The 18,043-nt window shown below is 72.4% G+C and carries 5 protein-coding genes and 1 pseudogene; 5 read left to right on the top strand and 1 reads right to left on the bottom strand.

Features of this window, described 5'->3' with window-relative positions:
• Positions 1–217: 217 nt before the first annotated feature.
• Positions 218–640, bottom strand: coding sequence for a hypothetical protein (locus JD77_RS22250; RefSeq protein WP_145776020.1), 423 nt, complete (start codon positions 638–640; stop codon positions 218–220).
• A gap of 739 nt (positions 641–1,379) precedes the next feature.
• Between JD77_RS22250 and JD77_RS32305 the strand changes: the two genes are divergently transcribed.
• From JD77_RS32305 to JD77_RS35585, 5 genes and pseudogenes are all read left to right on the top strand, one after another.
• On the top strand, positions 1,380–1,592 hold the full coding sequence (locus JD77_RS32305) for a hypothetical protein (protein ID WP_211372885.1): 213 nt from the start codon (positions 1,380–1,382) through the stop codon (positions 1,590–1,592).
• A 93-nt stretch (positions 1,593–1,685) separates the two neighbouring features.
• A complete protein-coding gene (locus JD77_RS34825; RefSeq protein WP_145776021.1) occupies positions 1,686–10,634 on the top strand; it encodes a WD40 repeat domain-containing protein in 8,949 nt (2,982 codons plus the stop codon).
• Positions 10,635–11,355: 721 nt separating this feature from the next.
• Positions 11,356–14,697 carry a WD40 repeat domain-containing protein gene (locus tag JD77_RS22260; protein ID WP_145776022.1) on the top strand — a complete coding sequence of 1,114 codons (3,342 nt, stop codon included), beginning with the start codon at positions 11,356–11,358 and terminating at the stop codon, positions 14,695–14,697.
• Positions 14,595–17,696 carry a WD40 repeat domain-containing protein gene (locus tag JD77_RS33950; protein WP_246141329.1) on the top strand — a complete coding sequence of 1,034 codons (3,102 nt, stop codon included), beginning with the start codon at positions 14,595–14,597 and terminating at the stop codon, positions 17,694–17,696. Before JD77_RS22260 ends, JD77_RS33950 begins: the two co-directional genes overlap by 103 nt.
• A gap of 95 nt (positions 17,697–17,791) precedes the next feature.
• Positions 17,792–18,034: pseudogene (locus JD77_RS35585) on the top strand (hypothetical protein); the annotation flags it as partial.
• Positions 18,035–18,043 lie beyond the last annotated feature (9 nt).

Raw genomic sequence — 18,043 nt, forward strand, 5'->3', positions numbered from 1 at the left:
GGCCGGGACCGGCTGACATTGCGGCCAGGATCGAACAGCTCGGCGGGGCGGCTGGACCGCTTGGTCGCGATGCCTGGGTGTGTCTTCCTGGCGGGCGCTTCTCGGCGGGGACCTGGTCGTGGTCGACGTCGTGTCGGCGCGCCGCTCAGGGGAGAGAGAAGGAGTTCCCTCCTCACGGGAGGGAGTCTGGCTTTCGCGACCTGGTCGGCTGGGTCTGTCAGACGGCCGTTGACCTGCGCTGTGAGCCGACCGGGCGGGGGCTGTGGTGTGCTGCTCGGGGGTGCGCCGTGGTGAAGGCGTGGTGAAGCCCCGGCGGAAGGGGCGGAAGGCGGCTCGCGGTCAGATGGTCGCCGCCGGGCCGGCCGGGTGTGTCACGGCGGCGGGTGTGCTGACAGAACCGGCTGTGACCTGCGCTGTGAGCCGGTGTGGGTGGCGGTGGGCGGTCAGGCGGCGCGCGGCTGGCCTGGGCGGCGGCGATCGCGTGGCGCGGCGCGGACAGGGACACGGGCCGGTCGTTCTCCAGCTCGGTCAGCCCGAGTTCGATCCACTCGCGGATGAGGGTGGATGCCTTCACGCCGGCGGCGTCGGCGTCGGCGCGGACCCGCTGGTCCAGGTTCACGGGCAGGCGCACTCCGCGCACAGGTAAGAGGCTTGCGCATGCAATCGATGCGTGGACATACATACATAACTGCCAGTCCTCAGTGCTGACCCATGCTCCTGCTGTTGGTGTGCCGGTAAGAGCGGGGGTCATGAACACCGCTATGGCGTTCAGTCCGCTGAACGTCTTGCTTTGGCCGCGCCGTGATCGGGGGCCTCAGCGTGGCCGGAACGGGTTGTCCGCCTGGAACGGTGGGGTGTCGGTCTCGCCGTGTCGGTGTCGCTCGGCCTGCCAGGCGTCCAGGCGCGTTCGAGGTGTGGGGTCGAGGATGCCGGCAGTTGTTTGCTGCGGCAGAACTCGCGGAAGTCCAGCTCCGGCTCGGCTGCCCGGCGGCGACGCTCGGCACGCCGGTCAGGCAGGACGGCCGCGTTCTTCAGGTCGGCCACGCGGCGGGCGCGGGCCAGCTCGTCGACGTCGACGGCGATGCGGTGCAGGATTGCCGCCCACCCGTGGCAGGTCCACCACCACCTGCGCCCGGTCCGGGTGGTCTCCCTCAGGCCGCAGGTCGAGCGTGAACCGGCGCTTCGGTTCAGCCGTGAGATGGTAGGGGGGCCGACCGGAATACGCCGGAAACGGCAATAGGCTGGTGAATCCGCTGGTCAGCGGTCGGTGAGGAGGCTGTTGATGGCGGCTTCGCGGTCGGCGTCGGTGGGCAAGCTGTACGCCCCGGGTGGTTTCGAGGCGTGCGTGTCCCATGAGCTCGGCGACCAGGACGATGGTCGTGGCCTTTGCGGACCAGGCGGGTGCCGAAGGTGTGGCGCAGGACGTGGCCGCCGGTGAAGTCGGCGGTGATGCCGGCTTCGTCGGTGATGGTGAGCAGGATGTCGTGGGCACCGCGGTCGGAGAGCGTGTCGGGGTCAACACGGAGGAGACCGGCATAATTTTGGTGCCGGACATGAGCGGCGGTCAGCGCGGCTGGTTTGCACGTGGCTGACTGATCCGCATTGGGTGCCCCTGTTTCGGGGCGGGAGGGAAGCGTTGCGCGTTGGCCGCCGCCGGTCCGACCCTTGAGCTCAGCGAGAGCGCGTTGCGGGCTTTGGAAGCGTTCACCGGGATGAGGGTGTCCCGGGCGGAGCTGCCGTTGTTGCGGGATGACATCGGCACGCTGGGAACGCTGGCGGGTCGGGTGCGTACGGTGCTGGGTCCGTTGCTGGAGCAGACGATCAGGGCGGTCCGGCAGGCGGGGGAGGGTGAGGCCTTCGACCGGTTCGTGGCGCAGACCGCTCCGTTTGTGAGGAAGATGGCCGAGACGGCCGACCTGATGCTCGCCGTGGTCGAGGCGGAGAAGAAGTTCTTCGTGGAGACGGAGGTCGGCAAGCGTACGGCGTTGGCCATGTTCAACTTCATGATTGCCGAGTTCGCTGTCGCCGCGGCGATGTGGTTCTGGAATCCGGTGGGGGCGGCGGCGCACGTCGCGCAGACGCGGACGATCATTCAGGCGATTCTGCGTTCGGCGTTGGTGCGGTCGGCGGCGAGTGGCACGGCTATGCAGATGTTGTTCATGCCGGGTTCTGCGTTGCTGGCCGAGGTGTCGATGATGACCGATGGTCTGCAGCCGGGGGTGAACTGGTCGACGGTCGGTAAGCAGGCGGCGTTCGCGGGGGCGGCGGCGTTCCTCGGCACGGTGGGCGGGCCGGCGTTGGGCAGGGCCGCTGGCGTTGTCGCGGGCGCGGTCGGCAAGCTCGCCGTGTCGGACACCACCAAGCATCTGCTGACCGATGTGCTGACGCGGCCGGTGACGGAGACCCTCGGGGAGGGGCTGTTCGGTATCGGTGCCAGCTTGATGGTCGATGGGTACTGGGACCCCGGTAATCTTGGTGCGGATCTTCTGTCCGGGGCGATTTCGGGGGCAGGCGGGGCGGCCGCGAGCGGGCTCGGGTTCGTCGTGAGTCGCGCCGTGGTGCAGCCCCGGGTGCAGATGCCTCACCTCGCGTTCACGCCGGACGGTAAGCCGGTCCTGCCGGTGGGGCCGACACCGGTGGGGTTGGACACGTCCGCGGGGTACGAGGCTGGGGTCGACGATCCGAAGCCTGTGGTGACCGGCGGGCAGGCCCCGCCGCCCCCGCCCGTGCCGCTGCTGCCGGCGTCGAATCTGCCCGCGCCGGCGCTGGACCTGCCCGCGCCGAAGCTGGATCTGTCCGTGCCGTCGTGGTCGGTGCCGTCGTGGTCGATGCCGGCTGCGCCGGTGCCGCAGTGGGTCGCGCTCGCCGGTGCGCCGGTGGTGGAGCAGTGGCATGGGTTCCAGCAGGAACTGGCGGACCACTACGGTGGGTTGTTGGCCGGGACGGGGCAGGCGCGGCAGTTCCTGGCCGGGCTGCCCGTGCCGGTCGAGCAGGTGTTCACCGAGTGGGCCGACGTCCGGCAGAACGACCCGGCCGTCCCCGTTTTCCTGTCTCAGGTCGGTCTGCCCGCCACCGCCCTGACCGACCAGTTCCTGTTCGGTGTCCGGGACCGGGCGGTCGCCCAGGTCACCGAAACCCTCGCGGGGCAGGTCCCGGCGGGCGGGCAGATCCCGGCGGCGGTACGTCCGGAGCAGGTTGTCGCGGCGCTGCCGGGGGAGTTCGACCGGCAGGCGTTGCGTTCGATCGCGCACCTGGCCGTCGGGCATCACCTCGATCAGTACTTCACCACGGGCGCACCGGCGACCGTCCCCCTGCCAGGCGGCGTCGTCCTGCCAGGCGGTGTCGTCCCGCCAGGGGTCGCTGGCGTGCCGGGGGCTGCTGGCGTGCCGGGGGGTTCCGGGGCGGCGGCGCCACCGTCGGATGCTGTGCGCGCCGCGGTCGAGCGGGAGGTGCGGGCCCACGTGGACCGGAGCCTCGACGCGATCCTCGGCGCCACTCCACTACCCGCCGCACCACTGACCGCACTACTGGCCGTGCCGCCCGTCGTGCCGCCGGCTGCGGTGGTCAGGCCCGACGCCGCGCAGGTGAGCGCCGTGGCGGACGTGGTCCGGCAGGCGGTCACCGACCTGCCCGCCCGTGTCACGGCCGCGGCCATCTCCGACACCACCGCACCACACACCACCCCATCCGGCACGGACACCCCGACACACCGGCGTACCGACCTGCCGACGGTGCCGGTGACTCCCGAGCAGCACACCGCAGCAGCGACCAGCCAGGCGGAAACCCAGTTCACCGCCCTGGCCCGCGAGTACGGCGTCGAACCGGCCAGCCACGACACCCTCGCCGGATCCTTCCAACGGGACTGGGTCAACGGATACCACCAGGTACTCGCCCAGGCCACCGGCAACGCCACGCCCGCCACCCCCAGCACGCCAGGCACGCCGGGCACGCCGGATGCGGCCGGCGCCCGCAGTACGGTGCCGGGTGGTGTTGCCCCCCGCACCGACGGCACGCCGAACCACGACCACATCAGCGACAGGACGTCGGTCAGTGACCCGTCCGTCTCCAGCATCTTCAGCCGCGATAACAGGCCCGACGACACCTTCACGGTCAGTGACCTTTCCTCACTGGACGAGCCGATCAGCCGCGACCCGGTCACACGCGACTTCATCGACGGGGATCCGGTCAGTGGCGTCCCGTCGCTAAACGAGTCGGACAATGGTGAAGCGGCCAAGCGCGAATTCAGGGACACGGACCCGTTCAGGGACGCCTCTTCGCGGGACGGGTTGATCAGCGGCGACCCGGTCGGACGCGGCGAGCCGGCTGTCGCGGCAACTGGGCAGGCTGTCGCGCCGTTCGGGTCCGGGCAGCGGGTCGCCAACTGGGCGGCTGGGGAGCAGGTACGTCCCGGCAGCAGCGGCGACCTGTGGTGGTGCGTGGCGGCCACGCTCGATGTGTTCCAAACCGAGTACAAGCGGCTGGGCAACCGGGCGGTGTTCGACGACCGGATCATCGGACCGGACGGCCGGCTCGCGCCCACCATGGGCTGGCCGCAACTGATGGAGATCCTCGACACGGTACCCGAGCGTGTCGCCCACCCGGACGGGGTCGCGGGAGAGGACGTGCTGGCCGCGTTGCGGGCGGTGCCGGGGTCGATGGTCGTGGTCAGGGCCGCGCCACCGAACGAGCCCCAACACGTGTTCGCCCTCCACAGCCAACCACAACCATCCGGACCGCCGACGATCAAGGTGCGCGACGGCCTGGTGCCCGGCGCCGAGGACCGACCACCCGACCCGTGGCTGCGACACCTGTTCATGTCCGGCACCTGGCTGGCCGCGTTCGACGCGGACGGGCGACCCGCCACCATCACCGACCTACTCGGCCAGGCCGCCCGCCACCCGCGGCCGATCACCACGACGGGCGCCGACACCAGCGCGTTCCTGCTCGCCTCTACCAGCACGCCGCGCAGTCCGTCCCAGGCGATGCGAGCCACCTCTACCGACCCGGCCGACTCGGCCGGCTCCGCCCCGGGCAGGCAGCCGTCCGATCCGGTGGAAGGTGACGGATCGTCTGCTCCTGCCCCGTCGACCGTGGTGGACACCGGAGCGTTGAGTGGCCGGGTTGGCCAGGGTGAGGCAGCTGCCGCGGAGCCGGACGTGCACGTCGGGCAGGCTCCCGCCGGTGCTGCCACGCCGCCGCCAGCGGTGGTGTCCTCGCAGCTGCTGACCGGCCACCCCGGCCTGGTGTTCGCGTCGACGTCGTGGCAGGAGGCGTCGGGCCGGTGGCTGCGGGCCTCGGCCGGCACGGATGGGACGGTGCGGATCTGGGATGCGGCCGACGGTCGCCTGCTCCAGACGTTGGAAGGCCACACCCTCCCGGTGTGGGCGGTGACGTCGTGGCAGGAGGAGTCGGGCCGGCGGCTGGTGGCCTCCGCCAGCGGGGATGGGACGGTGCGGATCTGGGATGCGGCCGACGGCCGCCTGCTCCAGATGTTGGAAGGCCACATCGACGAGGTGCGGGCGGTGACGTCGTGGCAGGCGGGGCCGGGCCGGCGGCTGGTGGCCTCCGCCAGCGGGGATGGGACGGTGCGGATCTGGGATGCGGCCGACGGCCGCCTGCTCCAGATGTTGGAAGGCCACACCGGCCAGGTGTTGGCGGTGACGTCGTGGCCGGCGGGGCCGGGCCGGCAGCTGCTGGCCTCCGCCGGCGCGGATCGGACGGTGCGGATCTGGGATGCGGCCGACGGCCGCCTGCTCCAGACGTTGGAAGGCCACACCGACGAGGTGTCGGCGGTGACGTCGTGGCCGGCGGGGCCGGGCCGGCAGCTGCTGGCCTCCGCCAGCGACGACTCGACGGTGCGGATCTGGGATGCGGCCGACGGCCGCCTGCTCCAGACGTTGGAAGGCCACACCGACGAAGTGTGGGCGGTGACGTCGTGGGAGGAGGCGTCGGGCCGGCGGCTGCTGGCCTCCGCCGGCGAGGATCGGACGGTGCGGATCTGGGATGCGGCCGACGGTCGCCTGGTCCGGACGTTGGACGGCCACACCGGCTCGGTGTGGGCGGTGACGTCGTGGCCGGCGGGGCCGGGCCGGCGGATGCTGGTCTCCGCCAGCGAGGATCGGACGGTGCGGTTGTGGTCCCTGCCGGATGGTGTTGCGGGGCTGGCGGGGTTGCCTGCCGTGCCGGGTGGGCGGGCTGCCGCTGGAAACGACCCCGCACCTGTGTCCGCGACCAGTGTCGGGGAGTTGAGTGGCCGGATTGGCCGGGTTGAGGCAGCGGCCGCGGAGTTGGACGCGCACGTCGGGCAGGCTCCCGCCGGTGCTGCCACGCCGCCACCGGCGGTGGTGTCCCCGCGGCTGCTGACCGGCCACGCCGGCCCGGTGTGGGGGGTGACGTCGTGGCAGGAGGCGTCGGGCCGGTGGCTGGTGGCCTCCACCGGCACGGATCGGAGGGTGCGGATCTGGGATGCGGCCGATGGTCGCCTGATCGGGACGTTGGAAGGCCACACCGGCGCGGTGCGGGCGGTGACGTCGTGGCAGGAGGGGCCGGGCCGGCGGATGCTGGCCTCCGCCAGCGGGGATCGGACGGTGCGGATCTGGGATGCGGCCGACGGCCGCCTGCTCCAGACATTAAGAGGCCACACCGGCACGGTGTTCGCGGTGACGTCGTGGCAGGCGGGGTCGGGCCGGCGGATGCTGGCCTCCACCGGCACGGATCGGACGGTGCGGATCTGGGATGCAGCCGACGGCCGCCTGCTCCGGACATTGGACGGCCACACCGGCCCGGTGTCGGCGGTGACGTCGTGGCAGGAGGGGCCGGGCCGGCGGATGCTGGCCTCCACCAGCGGGGATCAGACGGTGCGGATCTGGGATGCGGCCGACGGCCGCCTGCTCCGGACATTGGACGGCCACACCGGCCCGGTGCGGGCGGTGACGTCGTGGCAGGAGGAGTCGGGCCAGCGGCTGCTGGCCTCCACCAGCACGGATCGGACGGTGCGGATCTGGGATGCGGCCGACGGCCGCCTGCTCCGGACGTTGGACGGCCACACCGGCCAGGTGTTGGCGGTGACGTCGTGGCAGGAGGAGTCGGGCCGACGGCTGCTGGCCTCCGCCGGCGCGGATCGGACGGTGCGGATCTGGGATGCAGCCGACGGCCGCCTGATCCGGACATTGGAAGGCCACACCGGCACGGTGTGGGCGGTGACGTCGTGGCAGGAGGAGTCGGGCCGACGGCTGCTGGCCTCCACCAGCGGGGATCAGACGGTGCGGTTGTGGCCCCTGCCGGATAGTGCTGCAGAGCTGGCGGGGTTGCCTGCCGTGCCGGGTGGGCGGGTTGCCGCTGGAAACGATCCCGGACCTGTGTCCGCGACCGGTGTCGGGGCGTTGAGTGGCCGGATTGGCCAGGGTGAGGCAGCTGCCGCGGAGCCGGACGCGCACGTCGGGCAGGCTCCCGCCGGTGCTGCCACACCGCCGCCGGCGGTGTCTCCGCAGTTGCTGACCGGCCACACCGGCCCGGTGTACGCGTCGACATCGTGGCAGGAGGAGTCGGGCCAGCGGCTGCTGGCCTCCACCAGCTACGACCGGACGGTACGGATCTGGAATGCGGCCGACGGCCGCCTGATCCGGACATTGGAAGGCCACACCGCCGCGGTGTCGGCGGTGACATCGTGGCCGGCGGCGTCGGGCCAGCGGCTGCTGGCCTCCACCAGCTACGACCGGATGGTACGGATCTGGAATGCGGCCGACGGCCGCCTGATCCGGACGTTGGAAGGCCACACCGCCGCGGTGTTGGCGGTGACATCGTGGCCGGCGGCGTCGGGCCAGCGGATGCTGGCCTCCACCAGCACGGATCGGACGGTACGGATCTGGGATGCCGCCGACGGCCGCCTGCTCCAGACGTTGGAGGGCCACACCGGCCCGGTGTTGGCGGTGACATCGTGGCCGGCGGCGTCGGGCCAGCGGATGCTGGCCTCCACCAGCTGGGATCAGACGGTGCGGATCTGGGATGCGGCCGACGGTCGCCTGGTCCGGACGTTGGAAGGCCACACCGGCCAGGTGTTGGCGGTGACGTCGTGGCAGGAGGGGCCGGGCCAGCGGCTGCTGGCCTCCACCAGCGGGGATCAGACGGTGCGGATCTGGAATGCGGCCGACGGTCGCCTGATCCGGACGTTGGAAGGCCACACCGGCACGGTGCGGGCGGTGACATCGTGGCCAGCGGCGTCGGGCCAGTGGCTGCTGGCCTCCGCCAGCGCGGATCGGACGGTACGGATCTGGAATGCGGCCGACGGCCGCCTGGTCCGGACGTTGGACGGCCACACCGGCACGGTGTCGGCGGTGACGTCGTGGCAGACGGGGCCGGGCCGGCGGATGCTGGCCTCCGCCAGCGAGGATCGGACGGTGCGGTTGTGGCCCCTGCCGGATGGTGCTGCGGGGCTGGCGGGATTGCCTGCCGTGCCGGGTGGGCGGGCTGCCGCTGGAAACAACCCCGCACCTGTGTCCGGGCCCGGCATTGGTGTGACCGCTGGGCACGGTGCGACGTCCGTCGGCCGGCCGAGCATCGACGATCAGGCCGGCGACGGCAGCGGGAACCTCGGCGCCTGGGCCACCTACCAGGGGCCGGACATCATGGATTGGCAACCATCCGCGCCCTCCCCGGCGGTGACCCGCACCGACGCCGGCACTGTCCACGCCGGCGACACCCTTCATTCCCCCGCCGACGAGCCACCCACCACCCTCGCCCCGCTGCACCCCGACCAACCCCAACCCGCTGCGGGCAGCCGGTGGGTGCGCGACCGGAATGAGGCCCGGACGCTGTTCGACCAGCACGCCGACCACATCGCCACCACAACACGGCAGCGGGATCAGCTGCGGCAGTTGTGGGACGCCCTGATCGACCATATGGACGCCTACGGGATCATCACCGCCAGCGGGTTCGCCCTCGCCGCGGCGACATCCACACCGCGGAGGAGGGTGCATCACCAGATCGGGGTATTGCGCGGCAGTGGTCTGCTGCATCCGGTCCAGAGAGGTCACGGTCGCGTGGGGGCGCCGTACAGGGTGATCGATCCGGGTCAGCCCCGGCGACTATCGGTCCCGCCAGACCGCATCGCCGAGGAAGTCACCGCACGGCCGCCGACGGTCCCGGCCGACTCGGCCGGCTCCGCCCCAGGTTTCCTGACGGTTCGGGGTGTCGCCAGTGCTGCCGGCCCCGCCGAGGCGGTGGTGGTGTATCCGGATGGTGTGGGCGCTGAGGTTGATCCGCGAGGTCTGTCTGTGGTGGCGCAGCGGCAGGCGGTGACGGATGCCGAAACGTGGTCGGCGAGGGCGGTTGAGAGGACGTGGAATCGGTCTGCGGATGAACTGCTGGACGAGGTGCAGGGCCGTGGTGGGGTGTGGCGGGTGGTACTGGCGTTCGGCGATCGCGGGCATGAGGGTGTGCTGGATCTCGTGAGGCGATTGCTTGATGGCCGGCTCCCGGGGGTGCAGGTGCCTGCGACGGCGGTGATCGAGTTGTCGCCGTATGGTGCTGGTCCGTTGGTGGAGCCTCGGACGGTGGTCGAGGTCGCGGCGTTGCGGGTAAGGCGTGGCCAGTCGGGGGCGGTAGCGATCCGTTCGCGGTATGTGGCGGGCGTGGGGGCGAGGTCTGTTCCTCAGGGTCTGATTCCTGTCGATTTCTCGGGTCGGGAGACGTTCGCGGGTGGGGCGTTGCTGTGGGAGTTCCACGCGCGTCCGATCCGTCCGGAGGATGCCCGGTCGGCTCAGTTCTACCGGGAGGCGCGGGGATTGCACGGTGTGCATGCGCCGTATCTTCTGCCGCCGGACCGGCGTTGGGCGCGGTTCGGGCAGCGGGCGGCCTCGTATATGCGGGATTGGGTGTTCCCTCCGGTGCCGTCGTCAGGGCTTGGTCGGTGGCGGGTGGTGGAGTTGCGGCAGGCGGGGTTGCTTGCCGGGGAGAGTGTGGCGGGGGCGACGCCGGACGTGGGGCCGGTGGGGTGGGTGCCGGATGGCGCGCGGGTGTTGGTGGTGGGTGTGCCGCGGCCGCATCCGGTGCATCCCACGGCGGTCGTGGACACATTGTTCGACACGTTCCTGAACAGTGCGTTGCCGCCGGTGGAGTCGGGGTTGCGGGAGCCGGTGTATGTGGTGGTGCACGGGTTCGGTGGGCGGGCATCGCCGGTGGTGTTGGCGCATGTGGCGGAGGGTGACCTGTGGCCGGTGCGGATGGGTGAGATGGCCGCCGGCCAGCCGGTGGTAGGCACTCGGGAGGTGTCGAATCTCGTCGAGGCGCAGAGTTGGACCCGGGTGCGGTCCGAGTTGCCCCCGATCGCGGCGGCGCTGCAACCGGGCGGGGCGGCTGAGCAGTGGCGGGCTCGGGTTCCGGAGCTGACGGCGATGCTTCCCGATGTGACCGTGACCGATCCGCTGGCGGTCGACCTGTCGACCCCGGACGCCGCCGGCACGGTAGGGGTGCGGGCGCACCGCCGGATGGGTGAGCGGGTGGAGCAGCTGGTCGCGTTGGGTGCAGGAGTTGGTCCGGCATACACGCGAGTGGGTGGGTGGGGCTGCGGTAAACGGATCGGCTCGATCTGCGGCTGGAGGAATGGGCGGGGCACGGCGACAGTCAGCAGTTGGTGACGGCGTTCGCGAGGGCTGGGCGGTTGACCGGATGAGGTGGAAGGCCTGGTAGCGGACCATATTGGGCGGGTGTGGGCCGCGGCGGTGCCACCGGGGATCGTCTTGGCCGCAGAGGGCGCGACGGTACCGGACGCCGTCCGGGACGTGTTGCGGGCGGTGTATCTGGGTGCCTGGGTCCTTGCTACGGGATCGGGCGGACCGGTCGTGGTTCGAGGATACGCTGGCGGCGGCAGGCTGACCTGTCCCGCGTGCGGTCTGGCAGTGGGGCGGAGTTCACCCGGTTCCTGGCTGATCATGGCGGGGACGTGGCGTTGTTGTGGTCGGCGGACGGTCCGGCAGACCCGGGAGCGCAGGTTTCCAGGCTCCGGGCTGCCCTGGACGTGCCGCTGGTGCCGCGGCGGGTGGACGTGGTGGGGCGGGTGCCGGGGGTGTCCGAGCAGCGGAGCGCGGAGTTGCTCTCCGCGGTGAGCGCGTTCGGGTTGGCGCGGGAGTTGTTGGAGGAACAGATCCGGTTGCTGCCGGCTCGGGCGGCGGTGTTGCCGGGGCAGGCCAGCGTAACGGCGCCACCACCGGAAGCGGCACCGTCACCACACGCCGGCGATGCTCCGGTGGTGTACGAGTGGGTGGCCGGGCCGCAGGGTGTGGCTCCGGGTGGGGGGCAGCCGTCGGCGGGTGGGTTGCCGGAGTGGATGCACCGGGGGATCGCCGGGGTGACGGGCTGTTGTGTTTGCTGGACTCGTTGGCGCAGACGCTCAATGGTGTGCGGCCGGGCCAGTATCGCGGGTTCGACAACGTGGAGACACGGGCGCAGGCGCTGCTGGACCGGATGGAGGGGCGGCTGGGTTCCGATCATGTGGTGATCCGGGATCTGCGGTCTGCGCGCGGTGCCGAAGTGTATTCGGGTGGGTTCCTGAACGCGTTGGCGGAGCTTTTCCAGGTGCGGGTCCAGGTCGTCGAGCAAGGAGGCGACCGCAGGTGGTACGGACACCCGGTGGTGGGACGGGACGGAAACGCGCCGTTGATGTTGGTCGAGTTCGTGTCACCCGGTTCGGGTGGTCGGGGTGGTCCGGCCGATGAGGAAATGGGTACGTTCTATCCGTTGTTCGTCGATACGGTGCATGCCGCCGCTCTCGGTGGCGCGGCCACCATCACCGATCATCTCATCCAGCGGTGGGAGGCTCTGGTCGGTGGCCATGCGGAGCGTATCGACAGACTTCAAGCCGCTGAGAGGCCGTTGGTGGAGGCGGCCGAACGCGGCCAGGACGTCGGCCAGGCGCGGTCGGTCCTGGATCGGCTGTCCGACCGGTACCTCGACGGGCTGCGGGACCTCAGGCTCGCGCGGGGGTCGCGTGACCTGAGCGAGTACGTCCGATCGGTGTCCGACATCGCTGCGTTGAGCGGCCGCATTGGCCGGATTGAGGCAGCGGCCGCGGAGTTGGACGCGCACGTCGGGCAGGCTCCCGCCGGTGCTGCCACGCCGCCACCGCTCGTGTCCCCACAGCTACTGACCGGCCACACCGGCATGGTGCGGGCGGTGACGTCGTGGCAGGAGGAGTCGGGCCGGCGGCTGCTGGCCTCCGCCAGCTTGGACGAGACGGTACGGATCTGGGATGCGGCCGACGGCCGCCCGGTCCGGACGTTGGAAGACCACACCGGCCCGGTGTCGGCGGTGACGTCGTGGCAGGAGGCGTCGGGCCGGCGGCTGCTGGCCTCCGCCAGCGGGGACGGGACGGTGCGGATCTGGGATGCGGCCGACGGTCGCCTGATCCGGACGTTGGAAGGCCACACCGACGCGGTGTGGGCGGTGACGTCGTGGCAGGAGGAGTCGGGCCGGCGGCTGCTGGCCTCCGCCAGCGGGGACGGGACGGTGCGGATCTGGGATGCGGCCGACGGCCGCCTGCTCCGGACGTTGGAAGGCCACACCGACGAGGTGTCGGCGGTGACGTCGTGGCAGGAGGAGTCGGGCGGGCGGCTGCTGGCCTCCGCCAGCGGGGACGAGACGGTGCGGATCTGGGATGCGGCCGACGGCCGCCTGCTCCGGACGTTGGACGGCCACACCGGCGAGGTGTCGGCGGTGACGTCGTGGCAGGAGGAGTCGGGCCGGCGGCTGCTGGCCTCCGCCAGCGGGGACGGGACGGTGCGGATCTGGGATGCGGCCGACGGCCGCCTGGTCCGGACGTTGGACGGCCACACCGACGAGGTGTCGGCGGTGACGTCGTGGCAGGAGGAGTCGGGCCGGCGGCTGCTGGCCTCCGCCAGCGTGGACGAGACGGTGCGGATCTGGGATGCGGCCGACGGCCGCCTGATCCAGACGTTGGAAGACCACACCGACATGGTGTTGACGGTGACGTCGTGGCCGGCGGGGCCGGGCCGGCGGATGCTGGCCTCCGCCGGCGGGGATCAGACGGTGCGGTTGTGGACCCTGCCGGACGCTGCTGCGGGGCTGGCGGGGTTGCCTGCCGTGCCGGGTGGGCGGGTTGCCGCTGGAAACGACCCCGGACCTGTGCCCGCGACCAGTGTCGGGGAGTTGGGCAGCGGGAACCTCGGCGCCTGGGCTACCTACCAGGGGCCGGACATGGACTGGCAACCATCCGCGCCCTCCCCGGCGGTGGTGGTGTCTCCGCAGCTACTGACCGGCCACACCGGCCCGGTGTCGGCGGTGACGTCGTGGCAGGAGGAGTCGGGCCGGCGGATGCTGGCCTCCGCCAGCTGGGACGAGACGGTACGGATCTGGGATGCGGCCGACGGCCGCCTGGTCGGGACGTTGGCAGGCCACACCGACGCGGTGTCGGCGGTGACGTCGTGGCAGGCGGCGTCGGGCCGGCGGCTGCTGGCCTCCGCCGGCGAGGATGGGACGGTGCGGATCTGGGATGCGGCCGACGGCCGTCTGATCCGGACATTGGAAGGCCACACCCGCGCGGTGTGGGCGGTGACGTCGTGGCAGGCGGCGTCGGGCCAGCGGCTGCTGGCCTCCGCCAGCGGGGATCGGACGGTGCGGATCTGGGATGCGGCCGACGGCCGCCTGATCCGGACATTGGAAGGCCACACCGGCCAGGTGTTGGCGGTGACGTCGTGGCAGGACGAGTCGGGCCGGCGGCTGTTGGCCTCCACCAGCACGGATCGGACGGTGCGGATCTGGGATGCGGCCGACGGCCGCCTGCTCCAGACGTTGGAAGGCCATACCGGCCCGGTGTCGGCGGTGACGTCGTGGCAGGAGGAGTCGGGCCAGCGGCTGTTGGCCTCCGCCAGCGGGGACGAGACGGTGCGGATCTGGGATGCGGCCGACGGTCGCCTGCTCCAGACGTTGGCAGGCCACACCGGCCCGGTGTCGGCGGTGACATCGTGGCAGGCGGCGTCGGGCCAGCGGCTGTTGGCCTCCGCCAGCGGGGATCGGACGGTGCGGATCTGGGATGCGGCCGACGGCCGCCTGATCCGGACATTGGAAGGCCACACCGGCTCGGTGTTCGCGGTGACGTCGTGGGAGGCGGGGCCGGGCCGGCGGATGCTGGCCTCCGCCGGCAGGAATCAGACGGTGCGGTTGTGGCCCCTGCCGGATGGTGCTGCAGGGTTGGCGGGGTTGCCTGCCGTGCCGGGTGGGCGGGTTGGCGCTGGAAACGACCCCGCACCGGTGCTCGCGACCAGTGTCGGGGAGGTGAGCGGCCGGATTGGCCGGGTTGAGGCAGCGACCGCGGAGCCGGACGCACACGTCGGACAGACTCCCGCCGATGCTGCCACGCCGCCAGCAGTGGTGTCCCCGCAGCTGCTGACCCACACCGGCATGGTGTCGGCGGTGACGTCGTGGCAGGAGGAGTCGGGCCAGCGGCTGTTGGCCTCCGCCAGCTGGGATCAGACGGTACGGATCTGGGATGCGGCCGACGGCCGCCTGCTCCAGACATTGGACGGCCACACCGACCCGGTGTACGCGGTGACCTCGTGGCAGGCGGGCCGGGCCAGCGGCTGCTGGCCTCCGCCAGCAGGGACCGGACGGTACGGATCTGGGATGCGGCCGACGGTCGCCTACTCCGGACATTGGCAGGCCACACCCGCCCGGTGTTGGCGGTGACATCGTGGGAGGAGGAGGGGTCGGGCCGGCGGCTGCTGGCCTCCGCCAGCGGGGATCGGACGGTGCGGATCTGGGATGCGGCCGACGGCCGCCTGCTCCGGACATTGGAAGGCCACACCGACCCGGTGTACGCGGTGACCTCGTGGCAGGCGGGGCCGGGCCAGCGGCTGCTGGCCTCCGCCAGCAGGGACGAGACGGTACGGATCTGGGATGCGGCCGACGGCCGCCTGGTCGGGACGTTGGCAGGCCACACCGGCCCGGTGTTGGCGGTGACGTCGTGGCAGGCGGCGTCGGGCCGGCGGCTGCTGGCCTCCGCCAGCGGGGACGAGACGGTGCGGATCTGGGATGCGGCCGACGGCCGCCTGCTCCGGACATTGGAAGGCCACACCGACCCGGTGTGGGCGGTGACGTCGTGGCAGGCGGCGTCGGGCCAGCGGCTGCTGGCCTCCGCCAGCAGGGACGAGACGGTGCGGATCTGGGATGCGGCCGACGGCCGCCTGCTCCAGACATTGGAAGGCCACACCGGCGAGGTGTCGGCGGTGACGTCGTGGGAGGCGGGGCCGGGCCGGCGGATGCTGGCCTCCGCCAGCGCGGATCAGACGGTGCGGTTGTGGACCCTGCCGGATGGTGCTGCAGGGTTGGCGGGGTTGCCTGCCGTGCCGGGTGGGCGGGTTGCCGCTGGAAACGACCCCGCACCCGTGTCCGCGACCAGTGTCGGGGCGTTGAGTGGCCGGATTGGCCAGGGTGAGGCAGCGACCGCGGAGTCGGACGCGCACGTCGGGCAGGCTCCCGCCGGTGCTGCCACGCCGCCGCCGGCGGTGGTGTCCCCGCGGCTGCTGACCGGCCACACCGAGTGGGTGCGGGCGGTGACGTCGTGGCAGGAGGAGTCGGGCCGGCGGCTGCTGGCCTCCGCCAGCACGGATCAGACGGTGCGGATCTGGGATGCGGCCGACGGTCGCCTGATCCGGACGTTGGAAGGCCACACCGGCCCGGTGTTGGCGGTGACGTCGTGGCAGGAGGCGTCGGGCCGGCGGCTGCTGGCCTCCGCCGGCACGGATGGGACGGTGCGGATCTGGGATGCGGCCGACGGCCGCCTGATCGGGACGTTGGCAGGCCACACCGGCCCGGTGCGGGCGGTGACGTCGTGGCAGGAGGCGTCGGGCCGGCGGCTGCTGGCCTCCGCCAGCGGGGACGAGACGGTGCGGATCTGGGATGCGGCCGACGGCCGCCTGGTCCGGACGTTGGAAGGCCACACCGACTGGGTGTCGGCGGTGACGTCGTGGCAGGAGGAGTCGGGCCGGCGGCTGCTGGCCTCCGCCGGCGACGATCGGACGGTGCGGATCTGGGATGCGGCCGACGGCCGCCTGGTCCGGACGTTGGAAGGCCACACCGACTGGGTGTCGGCGGTGACGTCGTGGCAGGAGGAGTCGGGCCGGCGACTGCTGGCCTCCGCCGGCGACGATCGGACGGTGCGGATCTGGGATGCGGCCGACGGTAGCCTGCTCCGGACGTTGGACGGCCACACCGACCCGGTGTGGGCGGTGACGTCGTGGCAGGAGCAGTCGGGCCGGCGGCTGCTGGCCTCCGCCAGCATGGATCAGACGGTGCGGATCTGGGATGCGGCCGACGGCCGCCTGCTCCGGACATTGGAAGGACACACCGACCCGGTGTGGGCGGTGACGTCGTGGCCGGCGGGGCCGGGCCGGCGGCTGCTGGCCTCCGCCAGCGGGGATCGGACGGTGCGGTTGTGGCCCCTGCCGGATGGTGCTGCGGGGCTGGCGGGGTTGCCTGCCGTGCCGGGTGGGCGGGTTGCCGCTGGAAACAACCCCGCACCTGTGCCCGCGACCAGTGTCGGGGAGTTGAGCGGCCGGATTGGCCAGGGTGAGGCAGCGACCGCGGAGTCGGACGTGCACGTCGGGCAGGCTCCCGCCGGTGCTGCCACGCCGCCGCCGGCGGTGGTGTCTCCGCAGTTGCTGACCGGCCACACCGGCGCGGTGTGGGCGGTGACGTCGTGGCAGGAGGAGTCGGGCCGGCGGCTGCTGGCCTCCGCCAGCACGGATCGGACGGTGCGGATCTGGGATGCGGCCGACGGTCGCCTGGTCGGGACGTTGGAAGGCCATACCGGCCCGGTGCGGGCGGTGACGTCGTGGCAGGAGGAGTCGGGCCGGCGGCTGCTGGCCTCCGCCGGTGCGGATCGGTCGGTGCGGATCTGGGATGCGGCCGACGGTCGCCTGGTCGGGACGTTGGAGGGCCATACCGGCCCGGTGTTGGCGGTGACGTCGTGGCAGGAGGCGTCGGGCCGGCGGCTGCTGGCCTCCGCCAGCGGGGACGAGACGGTGCGGATCTGGGATGCGGCCGACGGCCGCCTGCTCCAGACATTGGCAGGCCACACCGACGAGGTGTCGGCGGTGACGTCGTGGCAGGAGGCGTCGGGCCGGCGGCTGCTGGCCTCCGCCAGCGACGACGAGACGGTGCGGATCTGGGATGCGGCCGACGGCCGCCTGCTCCAGACATTGGCAGGCCACACCGACGAGGTGTCGGCGGTGACGTCGTGGCAGGAGGCGTCGGGCCGGCGGCTGCTGGCCTCCGCCAGCGACGACGAGACGGTGCGGATCTGGGATGCGGCCGACGGTAGCCTGCTCCGGACGTTGGACGGCCACACCGGCGCGGTGTGGGCGGTGACGTCGTGGCAGGAGCAGTCGGGCCGGCGGCTGCTGGCCTCCGCCGGCACGGATGGGACGGTGCGGATCTGGGATGCGGCCGACGGCCGCCTGCTCCGGACGTTGGAAGGCCACACCCGCGCGGTGTTCGCGGTGACGTCGTGGCCGGCGGGGCCGGGCCGGCGGATGCTGGCCTCCGCCAGTCATGACCGGACGGTGCGGTTGTGGACCCTGCCGGATGGTGCTGCGGGGCTGGCGGGGTTGCCTGCCGTGCCGGGTGGGCGGGTTGCCGCTGGAAACGACCCGAACCTGTGCCCGCGACCAGTGTCGGGGCGTTGAGTGGCCGGATTGGCCAGGGTGAGGCAGCGACCGCGGAGTCGGACGCACACGTCGGGCAGGCTCCCGCCGGTGCTGCCACGCCGCCGCCGGCGGTGGTGTCTCCGCAGTTGCTGACCGGCCACACCGGCGCGGTGTGGGCGGTGACGTCGTGGCAGGAGGCGTCGGGCCGGCGGATGCTGGCCTCCGCCGGTGCGGATCGGTCGGTGCGGATCTGGGATGCGGCCGACGGTCGCCTGGTCGGGACGTTGGAAGGCCATACCGGCACGGTGTCGGCGGTGACGTCGTGGCAGGAGGCGGGCCGGCGGCTGCTGGCCTCCGCCGGTGCGGATCGGTCGGTGCGGATCTGG

It is taken from the genome of Micromonospora olivasterospora, assembly GCF_007830265.1.
GTDB classification, from domain to species: domain Bacteria; phylum Actinomycetota; class Actinomycetes; order Mycobacteriales; family Micromonosporaceae; genus Micromonospora; species Micromonospora olivasterospora.